The sequence below is a fragment of the Cognatishimia activa genome, assembly GCF_001458335.1.
GTDB lineage: Bacteria > Pseudomonadota > Alphaproteobacteria > Rhodobacterales > Rhodobacteraceae > Cognatishimia > Cognatishimia activa.
Window position 1 is genome coordinate 1 of record NZ_CYTO01000018.1, and the last position, 17,614, is coordinate 17,614.

Annotated in this window: 13 protein-coding genes; all 13 read left to right on the top strand. The window is 55.5% G+C overall.

Annotated features, from left to right (window positions below; all coding sequences use genetic code 11):
* A partial coding sequence (locus TA5113_RS08835) for an AAA family ATPase (protein ID WP_058316683.1) occupies nucleotides 1-1,904 on the top strand: 1,904 nt, incomplete at its 5' end.
* A 184-nt stretch (nucleotides 1,905-2,088) separates the two neighbouring features.
* Complete coding sequence (locus TA5113_RS08840) at nucleotides 2,089-2,685, top strand: DUF6088 family protein (protein WP_058314215.1); 597 nt, start codon at nucleotides 2,089-2,091, stop codon at nucleotides 2,683-2,685.
* Between the two features lie 2 nt (nucleotides 2,686-2,687).
* The gene (locus TA5113_RS08845) at nucleotides 2,688-3,695 is read left to right on the top strand and encodes a nucleotidyl transferase AbiEii/AbiGii toxin family protein (RefSeq protein ID WP_058314214.1); all 1,008 of its coding nucleotides are present in this window, start codon (nucleotides 2,688-2,690) and stop codon (nucleotides 3,693-3,695) included.
* Nucleotides 3,696-3,908: 213 nt separating this feature from the next.
* Nucleotides 3,909-5,066, top strand: a complete 1,158-nt coding sequence (locus TA5113_RS17185; RefSeq protein WP_058314213.1) for a P-loop NTPase family protein — start codon at nucleotides 3,909-3,911, stop codon at nucleotides 5,064-5,066.
* A gap of 328 nt (nucleotides 5,067-5,394) precedes the next feature.
* Nucleotides 5,395-5,709: a DUF736 domain-containing protein gene (locus tag TA5113_RS08855; RefSeq protein ID WP_058314212.1), complete on the top strand. Its 315-nt coding sequence runs from the start codon at nucleotides 5,395-5,397 to the stop codon at nucleotides 5,707-5,709.
* A 1,026-nt stretch (nucleotides 5,710-6,735) separates the two neighbouring features.
* Complete coding sequence (locus TA5113_RS08860; RefSeq protein ID WP_058314211.1) at nucleotides 6,736-7,119, top strand: DUF3768 domain-containing protein; 384 nt, start codon at nucleotides 6,736-6,738, stop codon at nucleotides 7,117-7,119.
* A gap of 109 nt (nucleotides 7,120-7,228) precedes the next feature.
* Nucleotides 7,229-9,040 (top strand): ParB/RepB/Spo0J family partition protein, encoded by a 1,812-nt coding sequence (locus tag TA5113_RS08865; protein ID WP_058314223.1) that lies wholly within the window; start codon nucleotides 7,229-7,231, stop codon nucleotides 9,038-9,040.
* Between the two features lie 493 nt (nucleotides 9,041-9,533).
* The gene (repA, locus tag TA5113_RS08870) at nucleotides 9,534-10,718 is read left to right on the top strand and encodes a plasmid partitioning protein RepA (protein WP_058314210.1); all 1,185 of its coding nucleotides are present in this window, start codon (nucleotides 9,534-9,536) and stop codon (nucleotides 10,716-10,718) included.
* A complete protein-coding gene (repB, locus tag TA5113_RS08875; protein WP_058314209.1) occupies nucleotides 10,718-11,689 on the top strand; it encodes a plasmid partitioning protein RepB in 972 nt (323 codons plus the stop codon). Before repA ends, repB begins: the two co-directional genes overlap by 1 nt.
* A gap of 170 nt (nucleotides 11,690-11,859) precedes the next feature.
* A complete protein-coding gene (locus tag TA5113_RS08880) occupies nucleotides 11,860-12,918 on the top strand; it encodes a helix-turn-helix domain-containing protein (RefSeq protein ID WP_245627127.1) in 1,059 nt (352 codons plus the stop codon).
* Nucleotides 12,919-13,147: 229 nt separating this feature from the next.
* A complete protein-coding gene (locus TA5113_RS08885) occupies nucleotides 13,148-14,311 on the top strand; it encodes an ATP-binding protein (RefSeq protein WP_058314221.1) in 1,164 nt (387 codons plus the stop codon).
* A gap of 491 nt (nucleotides 14,312-14,802) precedes the next feature.
* Complete coding sequence (locus tag TA5113_RS08890) at nucleotides 14,803-15,384, top strand: hypothetical protein (RefSeq protein ID WP_058314208.1); 582 nt, start codon at nucleotides 14,803-14,805, stop codon at nucleotides 15,382-15,384.
* On the top strand, nucleotides 15,371-17,614 hold the full coding sequence (locus TA5113_RS08895) for a relaxase/mobilization nuclease domain-containing protein (protein WP_058314207.1): 2,244 nt from the start codon (nucleotides 15,371-15,373) through the stop codon (nucleotides 17,612-17,614). The genes TA5113_RS08890 and TA5113_RS08895 overlap by 14 nt, the downstream gene beginning before the upstream one ends.

Sequence of the window (17,614 nt, forward strand, 5' to 3'; positions counted from 1 at the left end):
TCCGCCAAATAGTGGACCTGGATGTAGAAAACTCCGAAAACAATAAGACCATTCGCGCCCTAGAAGCGGAGCTTACAGCCGGTCTTCGAGGGATAGGTCCCGCTGCCATGAGCCTGCAGGACTTTGAAGCTCTAGCAGAGGATCCGGACCTCGATTCAGCAATTGCTGACAAGCAGGCAGAGGTTTCCCGCGCAGCGAAGTCAAAAGAGCTCAAAGCCGCTGCAGCCGCGAGTGCATTTCCACTTCCATCGGAACCGGCGACCTTCGAGGCGGCCCTCAGCCAGACGGTCGAAGGAATTGCCGCTGACGCGGTGGAAGCCGTAAGGTCCCATGTCGCAGTGCATGAATGCGCGGAAACGACTGAACCGGGCCTGGAAACCTGGCTGGAGCAGGGTCTGCCCTACAAAGCGGAAGATACTTGTCCGTTCTGCGGCCAAGAGCTTAGGGATCGGAGCCTTCTAGAAGCGTACAGCCGTTTCTTCAGCGAAGCGTATCGAAAGCTGGCCGAAGATGTTCAAAAGCTCCGTCAAACCTGTCAGCGCTACTCAAGTGGCGACTTCCGAAACGCAGCGGAACAAAGATCCAAATCCAACGAGAAACAGTTCGAATATTGGCGAGAGGCGGCTGGCATCGATGCTCCCGCGACCATTGACCATGAAGAATTGATCTCAAGGATGGAGCGCGCCGCTGCAGAAATGGACTCAGCGCTGCAGACAAAAGCCGCAAACCTCACTGTCGCTTTGGACATGGCGCGACTTGGCGTACCCATCAATGCCTGGGCGAGCGCGAGGGCGGTCATCGAATCTGCCAATGCAGTACTTGATGATTACAACCGAGAGGTCGAGGCCGTTAAGGCCACGGTTGATGCCGGGCAGCTTGACAGCCTCACAAACGAGCGAAAGAGCCTTGAGGCCCGAAAGCACCGCTTTGAGGCAAAGATCATCACGAAGGTAACGGGCCTCCAAACTAAGAGGCAGCGGAAAGGCGAAATTGCGAAAGAGAAAGCCAAGCTTCGTGATGAGCTCACCGGCCACGGCAAGACCATCACCGAAGGTCTCGGTAAGACAATCAATGCCTATCTCAAGCGTCTGAATGCGGGTTTTCAGATTGATTACAAAGAACCTGACTATCGCGGGAAAGAACCTGCAGCCAGTTACCAGATTCTGATTAACGAAGTTCCAGTTTCGCCGCGCGTGAGCGGGGATGCAACCGGTGCTCCGAGCTTCCGAAATACACTCAGCGCGGGCGACAAGTCGGTTCTCGCATTGGCGCTGTTTTTGGCGCAATGCAACGCGGACCGGGACATCAGCGAGACAATCATTGTTTTCGATGACCCGTTCACCAGTTTGGACAATTTTAGGAGGCAGTTTACGGCCATCGAAATCAGAAAGATTTGTGACCGGGCCAAGCAAACCATCGTTCTATCGCACGACAAGGGATTCCTCCGCTTGCTGTGGGATAAAATCGACCAGAAACTAATCAAGTCGTTCGCATTGCAAACAGGTGCGCCCGGCATTACGACTATCACGCCCTACGACATTCCAGGCTCGACGCAACCGCGCCATGTTACGGAGCGCATGAAGATTGAAGAGTTCATTGAGGGCGAGACTCACGAACTTTCGTATATCAGGTCGCGCCTACGAACGGTTTGCGAAGACTTCTACCGCAAAGGTGACACCGGACTCTTTGCTGAAGCTGCAACGCTAGATCAAATCATCCGCGCCCTAAATGATGTGCATGAGGATCACCCGTTCAAAGGCGCACTCGAGGACCTTAAGGACATCAACGCCTATTCGCGGGTCGAGAACCATGCCGAGATCGATGGCGATCCCTACGTCGATACAAATTCCGACGAATTGAGGGGATTTTGCAGGATTGTCCTCAACTTAACGCGGGGAATGTAGCGAGTTTGCAAAGAAAAGCTCTGCGTATGTCGGACTTGGAGGTCCGCTTCAGCGAGTCGCCCGCAAAGGCTTTGCATCCGCAGCGAATGACTGCTTCCCGCCGATTCGAGACGGTCTTAGATACGCTTTCTCCAATATTGACATTCAGAAAAACATGCCCTATTTCCTGACAAGGAGATAAATCATGATCACATCGAAGATCAAACAACGCATCATCGGAAAGGGCCGCGGGGCGATTTTTGCGCCGTCGGACTTTCTGGACATCGGGTCCCGCGCCAGCGTGGACCAGGCGTTGTCGCGTCTGGCCGATCATGGTGTGATCCGGCGCCTGACACGTGGGCTCTATGACTATCCTAAAAAAAGCCCACGCTTTGGTTATCTGTCACCGTCAGCGGACGATATCGCGCAGGCCGTGGCTCGCAAGGACAACCACGCCCTGCAACCTTCCCCCGCCATGGCGGCCAATCAGCTGGGACTCTCAACCCAGGTGCCGTCCAAACCAACTTACATGACCGATGGCCCAACACGGGTCAAAACTATCGGTCGGCAGGTGATCCAGTTCCGCAATGCCTCCTCCAAGACGCTCGTCGGGGCTGGCCAGAAAACCGGTGCCGTGTTTCAGGCGCTGCGTTATGTCGGCAAGGATCGGGTCGATGATCAGGTGATTGGCAAGTTGGCGCGTTCGCTGGACGACAATGATAGGGCTCTGCTTTCCAAGCAAAGCAAGCATGTGCCAGCCTGGATGCATCCTGTCGTGCAACAGATCGTTGCGCTTGCCTAAGTATGGATCAGTTTGCCAACGACACCCCAGAACAACGAGACGAAGCCTTCCAGGAGGCCGCGGCGCAGCTCGGGATGTCCAAGGCCATCATTGAGAAAGACTTCTGGGTCTGCTGGTCCCTGAAGCAGCTTTTCGCCCTGCCCTCCTTTGGCGATCACATGATCTTCAAGGGAGGGACATCCCTCTCCAAGGCCTATGACGTGATCCACCGCTTCTCGGAAGATGTGGATCTATCCCTCGATCGGGCACAGCTTGGTTTCGAAGGAGATCGCGACCCCGAGAACCCCGACTTGTCCGGCGGAAAACGCAAATCTTTGCTGCAAGAGCTGCAGGAGGCGGCAGAAGCGGAGGTATCCGGTGCGCTCTTGGCCGAAGTCCAGGCTGGGTTCAATGCAAGCCTGGATCAAGGTTTTTCCCTGTCGGTTGATCCTGGCGACGCACAAACTCTACTCTTCGCCTATCCGTCGTTGACGAACGACACTGGTACCTACGTCAAACCCATTGTGCGTTTTGAATTTGGGGCGCGTGGCGTCCACCTGCCGGCCGAAGTTCGCGAGATATCGCCATACGTGCATCAAGCCTTTCCTGATTTGCTGGGATCTTGCGAGGTGGATGTGAAAGTGCTGGGCGTTGAGCGGACGTTCTGGGAAAAGGCCACAATCCTGCACATGCTCTATCATCAGGATCCTGCCAAACCCCTCGCCGACCGGATGTCGCGCCACTATTACGATATGGCCCGGCTCATCGGTCACGAGGCCAAGGGGCGTGCCATAGGAAGTTTGGATTTGCTGGAACAGGTCGCTCATCACAAATCGGTTTTCTTCAAGGCCGCTTGGGCCAACTACGAAGACGCCAAACCAGGGTCCCTGAGATTGATGCCGAATGCGGAACTTACCGCCGCTTTGCGACGGGACTATTCCGGCATGCGGGAGATGATCATCGGGGACGCGCCGGACTTCGATGACATCCTGGGGGCAATTGAAGCTTTTGAAGGTGAAATCAACAGCTGATCTATCGGTCTGATTATTTGTCTGGGTCACATAGATTGGCACCTTGACGATATTGAGGATATCCGGCACGTTGCACTTGGCCTCTAGTGCATGCCAGTGTGCCCGCCACGCAAAGCTACGCAGCACGTCATTCTTAAATGAACAACCCAGACCAATTTCGGGATCTGGTTAGTAGCGGGCACCTAGTCGGATCCCTATTTTGGGAACTGAAACATGACTAAGAAAACTAAAATCGATCAACTGAAACTATTGGCAAAACGCTATGCGCACGCTTCGCGCTCAAACCAACATGAGGCGCTTGATGCTATTGCATCAGAGCTGGGCTTTCCGCATTGGAAGGCGCTGACGGTCAAGGCCAAGCAAGGCTGGATGCCGAGCGAAGAAGAGCTTGCCAAGGCCGATATCTTTGTTCGTGAATTCTTCCCCTCACTCGGAGGCAAGCCGCAATTCATTGAGCAAAGCATGTCGCGGCCAGTCAGCGAGCCAATCAAAGCAGGGGAAATTAATGGGCATGCCTACCAACTCTTTGAGTTCTCCGGTGACATTCGCATGGAAGGTGATGGATGGCGCATCCTCTTAGGCGAGGCTGATTTCTCGCGGCCTGTAGTCGAGATTGAAATCAAACACCGAGGTTCCAGCCCAGCAAATGACAGTGGTTTCGTTGAGAATGCCCTTGCGATTGCGGAAGCCCAGGCTGTGAAAACTCGTGCAGCCATAGCGTCTGACTGGCCTCGGCGATCGACCAAGCCAAATGCCAAAGGCGAAGTCGTTCACCCACTACAGGGTGACCGGGCCGCGGAATGGTTTTGCCTTCACTGCGATGGCAAAATTACGGGCGCTCAAATCGCTGAAAATCTATGGCACTGCCCGAGTTGTGGTGCATCTCCTCTGAATATTTTCACATCACCGTGGTGGTTGGAAGGCGGTGATGAGGAGCCTAAAGCTGTTGAATGTGCCAATGATCGGGCGCGGCCAGAGCCCAGGGTCGATGTGGTGGATTCCAGGCCAACTCTGAGGCTAGATGAGGAGAGTATTTCCTTGTTTCTGCGAATTGCGCTTCTTGAAGATGCCACCAATCCGGGAGAGCGGCTCGGTGCTTTGCTAGCTGAGATCACTGTCGATGATGAGAACGATGCCTGGATCATCTTCGACGAAGACCTTTGGCCTGAAGACAAAGACCCGGATGCGGCCATTGCAGTTGCCGACAAACTTGGCATCGAGCTCGAGCTTGCGATGACTTCTATGACGTTTCCGTTCACTTGGCCAGGTTTGGGACATGTAACTGCCAGCACCAGCGAGTATCTCGGGCATCTTCTGGACGCATACGGGAAACATGGGGTCATTGTTCGTAACAATAATGACCATGAGTAGTTGAGCGCCACTTGGCTCCACCGGCAATTTCGGTGGTGCCTTGGTCCGACATGACAAAAAACCGAGCCTTAGGTCTATTTGCGGGCTTTTCAGGTGAGGCAAACAGCTCAGGTCATTCGGCAAGTCAGCCTATGAAATATTCTTTTGCGCGTGAACCTTCGAATTGGGTGTCGCAATCTCCCTTTTTGCTAACTTTCCTCACCACACTTACCTCAAAGCGCCCTGAGCGGATCAACCCCGCGAGGGGGTTCCCCTGTGCTGCGCTACGGTGATCCGCGGTCGCCATGAGACGTGCTCAATTCGTCACTTAGCAAAAAGGAAAATTGACATGACACTCGAAGGTACAATCACCCGCACAAACGACAACACTTTCACCGGCTGGATCGCCTCCCTGACATTCGATGTCGACATCGCAATCTCAGAAAACCCTCACAAGAAGACCGAGAAGCACCCAGACTTCGAAATCACAGCCAAATCAACGCGCAACCGTTCCATCCGCATCGGCAGCGCCTGGAACGCCACCAGCCAAGCCGGCAACGACTACCTCTCCGTCGCCATCAATTTTGGCACAGGTGAAATCCGCGCCAACGCGGTCAAAACCGAGACCGATGGTGAATATCGCTTCATCCCTTACTCAAATTAAGACGTCAGGCGCGGGCATCGCCCGCGCCTTTCACTAAATTTCCGATCATTCGGGGTTCTCATGATGTCTGCGCCAGGACGGTTTTCACTCCATTTTGATGGCGATGAGACAGTTGCTGGCGTCTCGATCATAGGTTAGGATTCTAAGTGGTTGATTTAAAAATCTTTTTTCTAGGCATTTTTGCTAGCTATGATAGCGCTCCGCTGATAGCGCGTGTTTCACAAATTTAGCCGTGTGACACCCCTCTGCCCCAAAGCGTCCGTTTCTCATTGCGGTTTGACCAATTGCGTTTTGCCACGATCACCTTGTCTTGGTTGGAAGCTCAACTCAAAACATGGAACGGCGAAGCCTTTGAGTGGAATGTCGGCGCGGCGGGGAGAACATAAGCCAGTCGAGATATTCTTCCATTGTGCAATGACTTCGTTGGTCAGTCTTAGTACTGCAGTGAACGAATAGACGCCTCTGACAGGCCAAAACGTGGCTCTAGGCGGTGTGTCATGGCCAAACGGCCTAGTGGGCCCCCTGCCCCGCCCTGAGGGCGCGTCATCGCCGCTCTAGGCTTCGTCCGACAGGCCGTCCTGCGCCCAGAACACCGCTCCCCTACCCCATTGATCCAATAGGCGCCCTCCAGTCTCAAAGATGAGCCAGGAAGCCTTCTTTGTCTCATATGGGTTCAGGGGTGCTGTGATCCGCCCATTCGGGTCACGATCAGCTGGTGCAACGGATCTCGCCCGATCCTGTCTCAATGGTCCCTTGGAGTTCGCGCAAGCGCGATACGCCGCTGCGGGACAGATGCTTTAGAACCCGCTGGGTTCTCGCGCGCGCAACCCCAAAAGAGCAAAACCGTGTCCTCGGGCTTCGCCTGCGGGCCGCACCACTTTCGCACTTTTGGGGTGTGCGCTTGCTCACTCCGGCACTTCGCCAGTGGGTCAGGTTTTAGAGACGACGCCCTCAAGGGGCTTTTTCTCAAAACCAGACGACCAAAGGGGCAACGACCCCATCCACACCACAAAGGAGTAAGCCGATATGGCCCAACCAAACGAAAGCCGAAGCGAAGCTGAAACCAACGCAACCATTGCCGAACAAAACGACAGGTTTCGCACCACTTGGGGGGCAGATTTTACTGTTCCCGGTCAAATCATGTTGACGCGCGGCGTGGCCGATCTGTCACCAGTAGCCAAAGCCATCATCATGCAGCGGGTTCAAACCTTCTCAGAGTTTTCTAAGGACAATGACCCCTACGGCGATCACACCTTTGGAGCATTCGAGTTAGAGATCGCTGGCAACAGCTACCACATATTCTGGAAAATCGACCTCTACGACAAATACTACAGCATGGGCAGCGATGACCCAGCAGACGTCGCCGTCACACGGCGCGTGCTCACCGTCTTACACGCCTCTGAATACTGAACGCGATGCACCCTTAGCTCGGGTGCATCCACGCAGTGCCTCCCCTTCAAATCAGCAATCGATGGGCGAGGCACATCCAACCCACCACCGCAAAACAAGGAAATATCCGATGAACGATCAATCAAACATCCCCGTCACCTTTGAGGAAATCCCCTTCGCTGACTTGCATATCTCTGACCTCAATCCTCGCAAGGTGGTCAATGAGGCCAGCATCATCACGCTTGCAGAAAACATCCGCGCTTACGGTCTCATTCAGAACCTCGCAGGCTATCGCGATGAAACAGGCGTTGGCGTAGTTGTAGGTGGACGTCGCTATCGTGCCCTCGCATTACTACAAGATGATAAACGATTTCAGTCGGTTACGGTGAAGATGGCACCTGATCAGGCGACGGCAGAGTATTGGGCAACGTCCGAGAATGCACAACGCGAAGCCTTGCACCCCGCCGACGAAATCCAAGATTTTGGCGCAATGGAGAAACGTGGAGCCACCGTCGCCGATATCGCTACGGCCTACGGCGCAACCGAAGCCCATGTCTATCGCCGCCTTGCACTGGCCGCCCTCCCCTGCCCCGTCATTAACGCTTTGCGCAGCGGCGACATCAGCCTTTCAAATGCCGCGGCCTTCACCATCAGCGATGATGAAAAACTGACCCTCGAAGTCTTAGAAAATGTGCGTGGCACCGGCGAAAGCGATCACCGCATCAAAAAGATGCTCAAGCCCGATGCGATCAAGGACAGCGACCGTCGTGCCATCTACGTTGGCATTGAGGCCTACATTGAGGCTGGCGGGCGCACGAGTAGCGATCTCTTCGCAGACGAGGTCCTGATCGATGATCCCGCTATCTTAGATGACTTGTTTGGCAAGAAGCTGACAGAAGCGTCGGAAGGCTTGATCGCTGAGGGCTGGAAATGGGCAGACCCCATCAATGACAGCTACATCGGCTGGTATCAGATCGACGAGATGAAGCTGGCACGCATCTATGCGGAAGACGGCGAATTGACCGAAGAACAAGGCGAAGAATACGATGCCTTGGCCGAACTGGCCGAAAGCGACGCTCTGGACGATGAAGGCCAAGCCAAACTGGCAGCGCTGCAGTCGATCCTAGACGGGTCATTCACGGATGAGCAGAAGGCCCACGCGGGCGTCTTGGTGTATGTCGATAGTCGCGGCACGGTGCAGTGTGAGACAGGTCTTATTCGCGGCACAGACAAGAAGGCGGCCATCGAGGCAGGCGTGCTGGCCAAATCCAACTACGCAGGCAGCACTGGCACCAAGTCGCCCATTTCCAATAAGCTGCGTATCGATCTGGAGCGTATTGCAACGGGAGCACGCCAACACGCGGCCTTGCGCGACCCAGACCTGCTGTTGGCCCTTCTCGCCTTCCAGCTTTCTGGCAAATCGGGTTACTCGAGCGTTCTAGGCTTGCGCGAAACCGAAGTCCCCAACATTCCGACAACCGAAATGGTGGGCTACGCGCTGGACGAACGGCTCACCAAGACGACCCGACCCGCCAAGTTCAGCAGTGACATGGGACGCGTCTTCCGCGCCTACAAAGCAAAAGGCCCAGAATTCATAATGGAAGAAGTCACCCGCCATCTCGCCTCGCGACTGTTCGTCGATGAAGACTTGGGTGAAATGATCGACAAAGCCGTCAAAACCAATATCCGTGAGAACTTCACCCCAACAGCAGAAAACTTCTTTGGTCGCGTCGGCGGGCCGTACCTCGTCAATCTCTGGTGCGAGTTGTTGGACCTTCCAGAGGACCACCCAACCGCAACCACCTTCGCCAAACTCAAAAAGAGCGAAAAGGCAGACAAGATGGAAGCACTGTTTGGCGATCCCAAAATGCGCAAGGCTCACAGCATCACCGAAGCCCAAGCCAAGCGCATCGACGCGTGGCTTCCCGAAGGCATGGTGTGAACAAGAGGCAGGGCGCTCACCAGCGCCCTGCCCTAGCCTCTCCAATCCTTGTGGTGAGGATCAACTGGCCTCGCTGCGGCGGAGCCTTTTTTGCGTTCGAACAGCACCCGAACCAAACGCCCGCAGAATCCAATCTTGTGAGGGTGACCGGAACGGTCGGGGAAAAACCCCCTGCCCGTTCAGGCCCGGCGCTATTCGCGCGGAATCGCTAGCGCGAAACACTATTCCGATGTGAGGAGATTTGCGTCATTGGTCTTTTGACCGCTCCAGATGGGCCCCAAACCCGATCGCCAAACAAGCCAATGATACATTTCGATGAGTTTACAGCTGTAAACTCCAGGCGTATGAGCAGATAGTCCCTAGTGTCTTATCTTGCGCATTGCGCTGTGTTAGACACTAAATATAAGAAAATCGTTGACTTAGAGAGGTGAATCGCACCTTTTATCCCCAAGTGGCGCGAAAAAAGCCACATTGAGCAAATTGGGGCAACCAGATGATTCCCGCGACACCGAGTATAACAGACAGACCATCAGAGTTGGCAACGGATATCTCTGAGCGTTTAAACCGTGCGATCAGTGAGCATCTGCTCTCTGCATTCGCGCCCGACAACACAAAATCATTGCGCCCCTTCTCAGCCCCAGAGGCCGCCGAATTGCTTGGCGTGTCGGGCCAGTTCATGCGTAAAACCCACGGCGAAGGTACAATCCCAGAACCAAAAGACGTTCGCGCTGGCCGCCGTTACTACAGCGCCCAAGAGTTGTGGGAAGCCCGCCAAATCTTGGAAAAAACGTCTCGAACAAAGGGCAGATACGTCCCTGGCCGCAAAGACGGCGAGCGGCTGCAAGTCTGGCAGTTGATGAACTTCAAGGGCGGTAGCAGCAAAAGTACTTCGACTATTCACCTCGCACACTATCTCGCGCTCCACGGCTACAGGGTGCTGGTGGTCGATTTGGACCCGCAAGGGTCGCTGACTTCGATGTGCGGCATCAACCCAGAGATCGAGTTTGATGGTCTCACCGTTTATGACGCCATCCGCTACGATGATCCGGTGCCGTTTTCTGACGTCATCATAGCGACCTATTTTCCGGGCCTATCACTGGCCCCGGCACGCCTGCTGCTGTCCGAATTCGAGACTGAATCAGCGGTAAACTCAAATCCTGACCAGCCCTTCTTCCTGCGCATTCGCAATGCATTGGCCCAGGTTGAGGATCAGTACGATATTGTCTTGATGGACAGCCCGCCGCAATTGGGCTTCCTGACGATCTCCGGCATGGCTGCCGCGACCTCTCTCATCGTCCCACTTACGCCCTCAATGCTCGATGTGTCCTCAACCGCGCAGTTCCTTGAGCTTGCCGGGGCCTATATGGGCGTCATCGAGGATGCGGGTGCCGAGCTTCAATATGATCACTTCAAGTTTCTGATCACCCGCGACGAGCCAACAGATGTGCCGTCACAACAATTGACCTCGTTCATGCGCGCGCTCTTTTTGGATCGCGTCATGACAGCCACGGCGCTTAAGAGCACCGCAATCAGCGATGCCACGATGCTCAAACAGTCGATCTACGAGGTCGTGCGCTCAGAGATGACACGGGCGACCTATGACCGCGCGAAACAATCCATGGACGCGGTAGGCCGCGAAGTTGAAACAATGATTCACCAAGCATGGGGGCGTAGCTGATGGCACGTAAATCACTTCAGGATTTAAGCGGCATTGCCAAAACAATTGCCAATTCCAGCCCAGGGCCCAAAGATCGAACCACAAAAACCACAGCACCAGCCTTAGGCGCATTGCAAGGATCGCTGTCTGCCATCCGCGAGCTTGACCCAGGCCTCATTGACGACTGGGGACCGAAAGACCGCCTTGACGGGTTTACAGCTGTAAACTCCGATGATGACGGCGACGGCTATGAAACCCTCAAATCCAGCATCAAAGACGGTGGCCAACAGGTTCCCATTTTGGTCCGTAGGGCAGGGACCGAGGGCCGGTTTGAAATCATCTACGGCCGCAGACGCCTGCGCGCCTGCCGCGAACTCGGACTAAAAGTCCGCGCCAACGTGCAAGATCTCGATGACGCCACGGCCCTTCTCGCCAAAGGCCTTGAGAATGCCGCACGTCGCAACTTGTCGTTTTACGAAAAGGCACGGTTTGCCGCCGTCATTCAAGCAGCAGGCCATAACACCAAAACCGTCCGGCAGGTCCTCAGCTTGTCTGCGTCAGGGCTATCCCACCTGACCAAGGTCACGGACAATATTCCCGACGATGTTGGAGATCTGATTGGAGCCGCTCCAAAGTCGGGACGGCCGAAGTGGACCGCCTTGGCCGAAGCCTTCGCATCCAAAAAGGTCAATGCATCATCATCCTTCGCAATCCTGTCAAAGTTGAGCGCCGAGCTGTCGTCAGATGACCGCCTCGAGCAGCTTATGAGAGAGATTACGCGGCGTGGAGCGCGTCCAAGCGAGGGCAGGGAGGCAACACCGGTCCCAGGCGTCACAATCAAATCGGGACGCGCAACAATCGCGATGTCTATCAAACGGGCAGGGGAGAACGCAGCATTTGCTGAGTGGCTCGACCGTGAGCTCGAGGACATCATCAAGAAATCCTACCAGGAGTTTACAGCTGTAAACCCTGTGGATGACACCAGAGGCTAGAGCAACAAAGGAGGACGTAAGCAAAGAGAAACCCCCGAAACCAAAGCTTCGAGGGCTGAACGTATTTCTACGCTTCTCAGATTAGACACCTGAACCGTAGCAGTCACCGAATCGCTAAGCAATAAAAAACGCTCTTGGGCGAACGGGAATTCTTTGCCTGCAGGCAAATCATGAGAACAATTCAAGGAATGGCTCCTGCTGGAGCACGCTCGTCGCGCAAAGCAACGGGGCAGGGAGGTATTGCCCAAAACAAATGGCAACTCCTCAAGGTAATCGAAGACATCCGGGAGCCACTCGGCTTGAAAGGCACGTCCATCTCACTCCTCAGAGCGATGATCTCGTTCCTGCGGGTAGATCAAGTCGATGCAACACGCGACGACGGGCATATTTGCTTTGCATCAAATGCCTCACTGGCTAAGCGCGCTCATGTCAGTATCCAAACCGTTGAACGCCATATTGCCAAATTGGTGTCCTTAGGCTTGCTGACGCGGCGATCAAGCGGCAATGGCAAACGCTGGGCCCGTCGAGACCGTCAGGGCAGTATTGTCCTTGCAACAGGCCTGTCACTTCTGCCACTCGCTGAACGTTACCCTGAGTTCGTGCGCATGGCGCAAGACCACCAGGATCATCAAAACGAGCTGGGGCGGCTCAGAGACATGTGCTCGGCGGCCCTGAGCAACCTCAAAGCGCATCTCATGCCCGCCAATTGGGACGAAGGCTTGCTCTCAAAGGCACGCAACCTTTTGAGACGCCAGCCAGACAAGCGCGCTTTGAGCGATCTTCTGGATGAAATCACTGTGGAGATCTCGAAGATAGGCTCTGCAGAACCAAATGATTTGAGGGCCACTGACCCCGAAATTGAGGGGCACAAAGAGACTTCCAAGACTCAGTATGTTAAAGAAGAAAATTCTTTTCAGATTGAAGTTGGCCAAGAGGAGATGGAGCGCGCCTACCCAAGGCTCTGCGCAGAACTCAGGTTTGCTAAGAACCAAGAAGACTGCCGTCGCTTAATGGATGATCTTGCCGGATATCTCAACCTTGGGAACACGTGGTTTTCGATAAAGGACCTTGGTCCAGCGCTCAGTTTCATGATCTTAGGATATCTCTTGGAACGCTCAGAGACGATCAGCAATCACCGTGGCTACGCGTTCAAATTGTGCCAAGACCTATCCAACAAGAGCCTTGATTGGCGTACATTGCTGAATAAACCGAGGTCAAACTTAGGATGATATGATCTTGGAACAGCAAAGCCTCCCTTTGAAGATTGACCGTTTTGGGCGTTATGAGCACTGAAAAGGCAGAAAAGCTACAGCGCGAACCCTTTGCTGCTCAGGTCATATCACTGGGTAGCCTGATCTAAAAAGCCGGTTCAGGGGCGTTGTAACTGAACACTGACTATTTGGGCGCCTTCAATATCGTTCCTTGCAATTATGCCATGTGATGGAATAAATGCAAGGTATGATAACGCGTAATCATCTCAGCCGCATTGAACACGCCCTAGACAACCAGGCAGGTGTTGTACTGCTTGGCCCACGTCAGGTGGGAAAGACAACGCTGGCGCAAGATATCGCAGAAACGCGCGATGCGGTCTATCTTGATATGGAACGTCTGGCGGATCGCCAAATCCTTGAGGAACCAGATCTGTATCTCGATGAACAAGCGGGCAAGCTTGTTGTCATTGACGAGGTGCAGCTGATCCCGGGCTTGTTTGGCGCATTGCGTGGACAGATTGATCGCCGCAGAAGGGCGGGGCACCGAACTGGTCAGTTTCTGCTTCTGGGGTCAGCCTCGAATACTCTGTTGCAGCAAAGTGCGGAATCTCTCGCTGGTCGTGTCAGCTATCATGAGCTCACGCCATTCACGCTTGATGAGGTAGGGCAGGGGGCTTTGCCACAGCTTTGGCTGCGCGGTGGGTTTCCCGACAGTTTTTTGGCGGGATCAGACCGCGAAAGCCTCACCTGGCGCGAAGACTTCATTCGCACCTATCTTGAACGAGACATCCCATCCTTCGGTTTGCGCATTCCGGCAGAAACCTTACGCCGCTTTTGGACGATGCTGGCCCATGAGCAGGGTGGGTTGCTCAATGCTGCCAAGATCGCGGCGGGCTTGGGTGTTTCAGGACAGAGCGTCGCACGCTATCTCGACCTCCTGGTTGATTTGATGCTCGTGCGGCGTTTGTCGCCATGGCATGCAAACGCGGGAAAGAGGTTGGTAAAGTCGCCCAAAGTCTATATCCGAGACGCCGGTCTCGCCCATGCACTCTTGGGACTGGAAACGACCGAGGCTCTGCTTGGCCATCCCGTCGTCGGTGGATCATGGGAAGGCTTCTGTATCGAAAATCTGATTGCAGCCGCGCCACGAGGGACGGAGGCGAGTTTCTATCGATCATCGGCAGGTGCCGAAATCGATCTGATCCTGAAACTGCCAAACCAGACGCTTTGGGCGATCGAGATCAAGCGCACCACGAGCCCGAAAGTCACGCGCGGGTTCCATATCGCTGCCGAAGAATTGGACGTCGAAGAACGATTGCTGGTCTATGCTGGTGATCGCGAAGTACCGGGGCAGGGGGGTATTCGCGCGATGCCACTGACAGCAGCCATCTCGCAGTTGAGAAGTCCGTAGATAGGTATTGATGGTTCGTGAAGCGAGCTGTTCGATCACGCAGGCTGAATCGTTTCATATTGGGTGAAACGAAAACTCGGTAGGCACACACTACCCATAAGTTTCTTGACGTTAATCGTTTCACTTTCACGGGGTATCGTTTCATGTCCTGGGCGGATCAAGCTATCCTGGATCGCATAGCTGCGCACTCAATTGGCTGACCCAGAATAGCATCGCTTAGGATACATTCCGAGACAACGCTGCACACCGCTGAGAACGAGTTCCGCGTCGCGTGAAATCCTCGAAATCCAGAGACAGCCGAACAGTGGCTGACGTTCTCGCTGGCGGCCAGGCGGTCCGCGGCCTCGCGCCGGTGGCGCTTGGCGAGAAGCGGAATACAAGGCTGCCAAGCACCCAATCAACATAAGTATATTATTGACAGTATGGTATAGTATCGTATGTTGGGTGCAGCCTTGTATGAAGGTGGCAGGAAATAGGGGGTCTTTCTTCGCATGTCTCGCTCGAAACGTCTCACTGATGCAGAGCGCATGGAGATCGTGCGCGAAGCCGCGGACGGAGTGTCCACGTCCGTGCTTGCGGAGCGGTTCGAGGTGACGCCTCGGGCGGTGCAATACACGGTGAAGAGTGACGAGGAGCGCCAGCGCGACACGGCGGTTCCAGTCTTGGCGGTGAGTGTGAAAGTAACCTCTGATGAGATGGCGGCGTTCGATGCGGTGCTGGCGTCAGCGGGGATCGAGACGCGCTCGGAAGGGCTGCGCCGCTTGATGCAAGCGGCAGGTGGCACCTTTGTGGCGGACGCCCAATTAGCGGCAGAGATGGCGCGCTATCGTGCTTCTTTGAACGAGGTTGGAAACGGTGTCGCCCAGATTGCCAAGCAGATGCAAAAGGCCAATCGGGCGGGGCAGGGAACGGGCCCCGAATTCTCCGAGTTGCGGCTTGCACAGATGCGCGGGTTAGCGCGGTTCATTTTGGACAGTGCAGACGAGATTGACCTGCTTGTGCGCCGCCGTCGTGATGCCATGCAGATGGACGCGACAGCCGCTTTGAGGGAGTTTGCTCATGCGGCTGAATGATGCAGTAGACGCGGTTACCGGTGAGGTGTTTCGCGACGGGTGGAGCCGGATTCGTGGCTCGATGCAGGGTCTGTATGCTTCAAAGCAAAAGCAGATGGTGCGCGCTGCGGCAGGACATCGGGCAGCCGTGTTCAAGGCGATCCGGGGGGGTGGGACGCACACTAAATCCCGGCTCGCAAACCAGCTGGAATACCTCACGACGAAGTCTACCCATATCGTTGACAGCAGCGGGTTTCTGGATGGCAAATCCAGCCTTGAGCGCAGCGAGATCAAAGACCTGACCGAGCGCTTTGCCAAGCGGTGGGACGGCGGGTTCAAACCCAAGCTTGGGCAAACCACGCATCTGCTAATGTCGTTCCCGATTGGCACGCGCGGAGAGGATGTGCGCGACATCGCGACCGATGTAGCGGAGCGGTTCTTCCAGAATGACGAAGGGCACTTCGATTATATCATTGCGGTGCATGAGGACCGCGACCACCCGCATGCGCATCTCGTGTTGAATCGCCGTTCGCAAGAGGGTGAGTTCTTCTATTTGGCGCGCAATCATCGATTCAACTATGACGATTTCCGATTGGCGATGGTCGAGGAAGCGGAAAAGTATGGCGTGCGGTTGGAAGCCACGCGGCGAGTGGATCGCGGCGAGGTACATTACCCGCCCAAGACCCGCGAGGTCTACGCGGCTAAGGAAGAGGGCAGGACACCAGTGGAGCGCGAACGGGTGGGCAAAGACCTGACCCGCACGCTTGCCGAAATAGCAAACACCAAAATCATGTTCCACTCGCTGGCTGCCGAGGCGTCCTCTGAGAACCGCGAAGACATTGCTGAGGTCCTGTTCCTTGCGGGCGAGGTTCTGGCGAAGGGGGGGCACGTTGAAACCGCAGGAGGCATTTACATGGCCGAAGACGAGTCTTTTGAGGATCTGCGCAGCCGTTACGCGGAAAAGGTCGCGAACATCACAGACCTGATCGCCGCAAAGCCGGATGTGGAGCGGCCCGCGCTGGAGAAATCCCTCAACGCAATTCAGGCCCGCGTGCAGCATATGCAGCCGCTCGGGCTACGGTCCAATTCCCTCTCGGAGGTCCCGTCAGAAGGCGGGGTCTATTCTGAAGCCAACATTCAGCAAAGCCAGTTCGAGCGTCTGTCTGAGCCACGGGTGCGCGCCCGCGTCGATGCAGCACTGCGCGGCACGGGGATCAGTACGTCCGAGGTCGTGGCCCGGATGGAGACAGGGGCGCAGAACGCGGCTCTGGAACATCAATGGATTGCGGATGATTTGTCCAAGGTGGCCGAGGCGAAGGATTTGAACCTTGAGCGCCGCGCGGATTTGGAACAGGCGCGGGATATCCTCAATGATGTACATGTGCAGCTGGGGACCATGCTGGAGCGGGAAGGTGTGCTGCGCCGTGACGGGGTCATTGAAGAAGCCCGCGAGGTGCAGGCGCATGTGACTGAGGCCCAGATTGAAACCGCTACCAATGCGGTTCGCATCGAGACTCGAATTGAAGCCGGGACTGAAGATCGGGACGAGGCCGTGATCGAAAGCCGTGCCGTAGAGCGTTTGGAGGACGAACAGCGGGACTATCTGCGCGACCATCCAGAACTGATCGCGCGCCCGACCGATGTGATCCGTATGAGCGAGGAGGGCAGGGCGGTGATCGTAGATCGGGCCGCTGCAGAGCGGGTTATCGTTGAGGTTGAAGCGGCGCGTTTGGGCGCGCACAGCAGGACGCCAATCTCCGTTTCCGTTGCGCGCGATCTACAGACGCGATATCCCGATATGCCCGAGCAGCTGGCGGAGGGTCTCGGCGACACATACGCGCGCGTCTATGAAGCGCGCGGCGCTGAACGGGAGGAAAACCTTACCGAGCGCGAGACAACTACGATTGAAACGCCTGAACTGTCCCGTGTTCTCGCCCATGAACGGGCAGGGGAATTGTCGTCGCCCTTTGAGACCGAAACCGAACGCGAGGCCTTCCGCGCGCAGGTGGCGCGGGTTTTGGACACGGCGCAGCTGGATCGTCTGAACGATGGCGACAGCGATGCTTTGGAAAACATCATCGAAGATCGCCTCGACCGTCTCTATGCCGCAAAGGTCTATTTGCAATCGGATGCGGCGACCGCAAACTCCGAGGCGTTGCGACAGGTTGTCGACGAGTTAGCAGACGTTGAAGTCGAAAGACAACGCGCGGCAGACGTGGACGGCGAGACGGAGCGGGGGCAGGTCCATTGA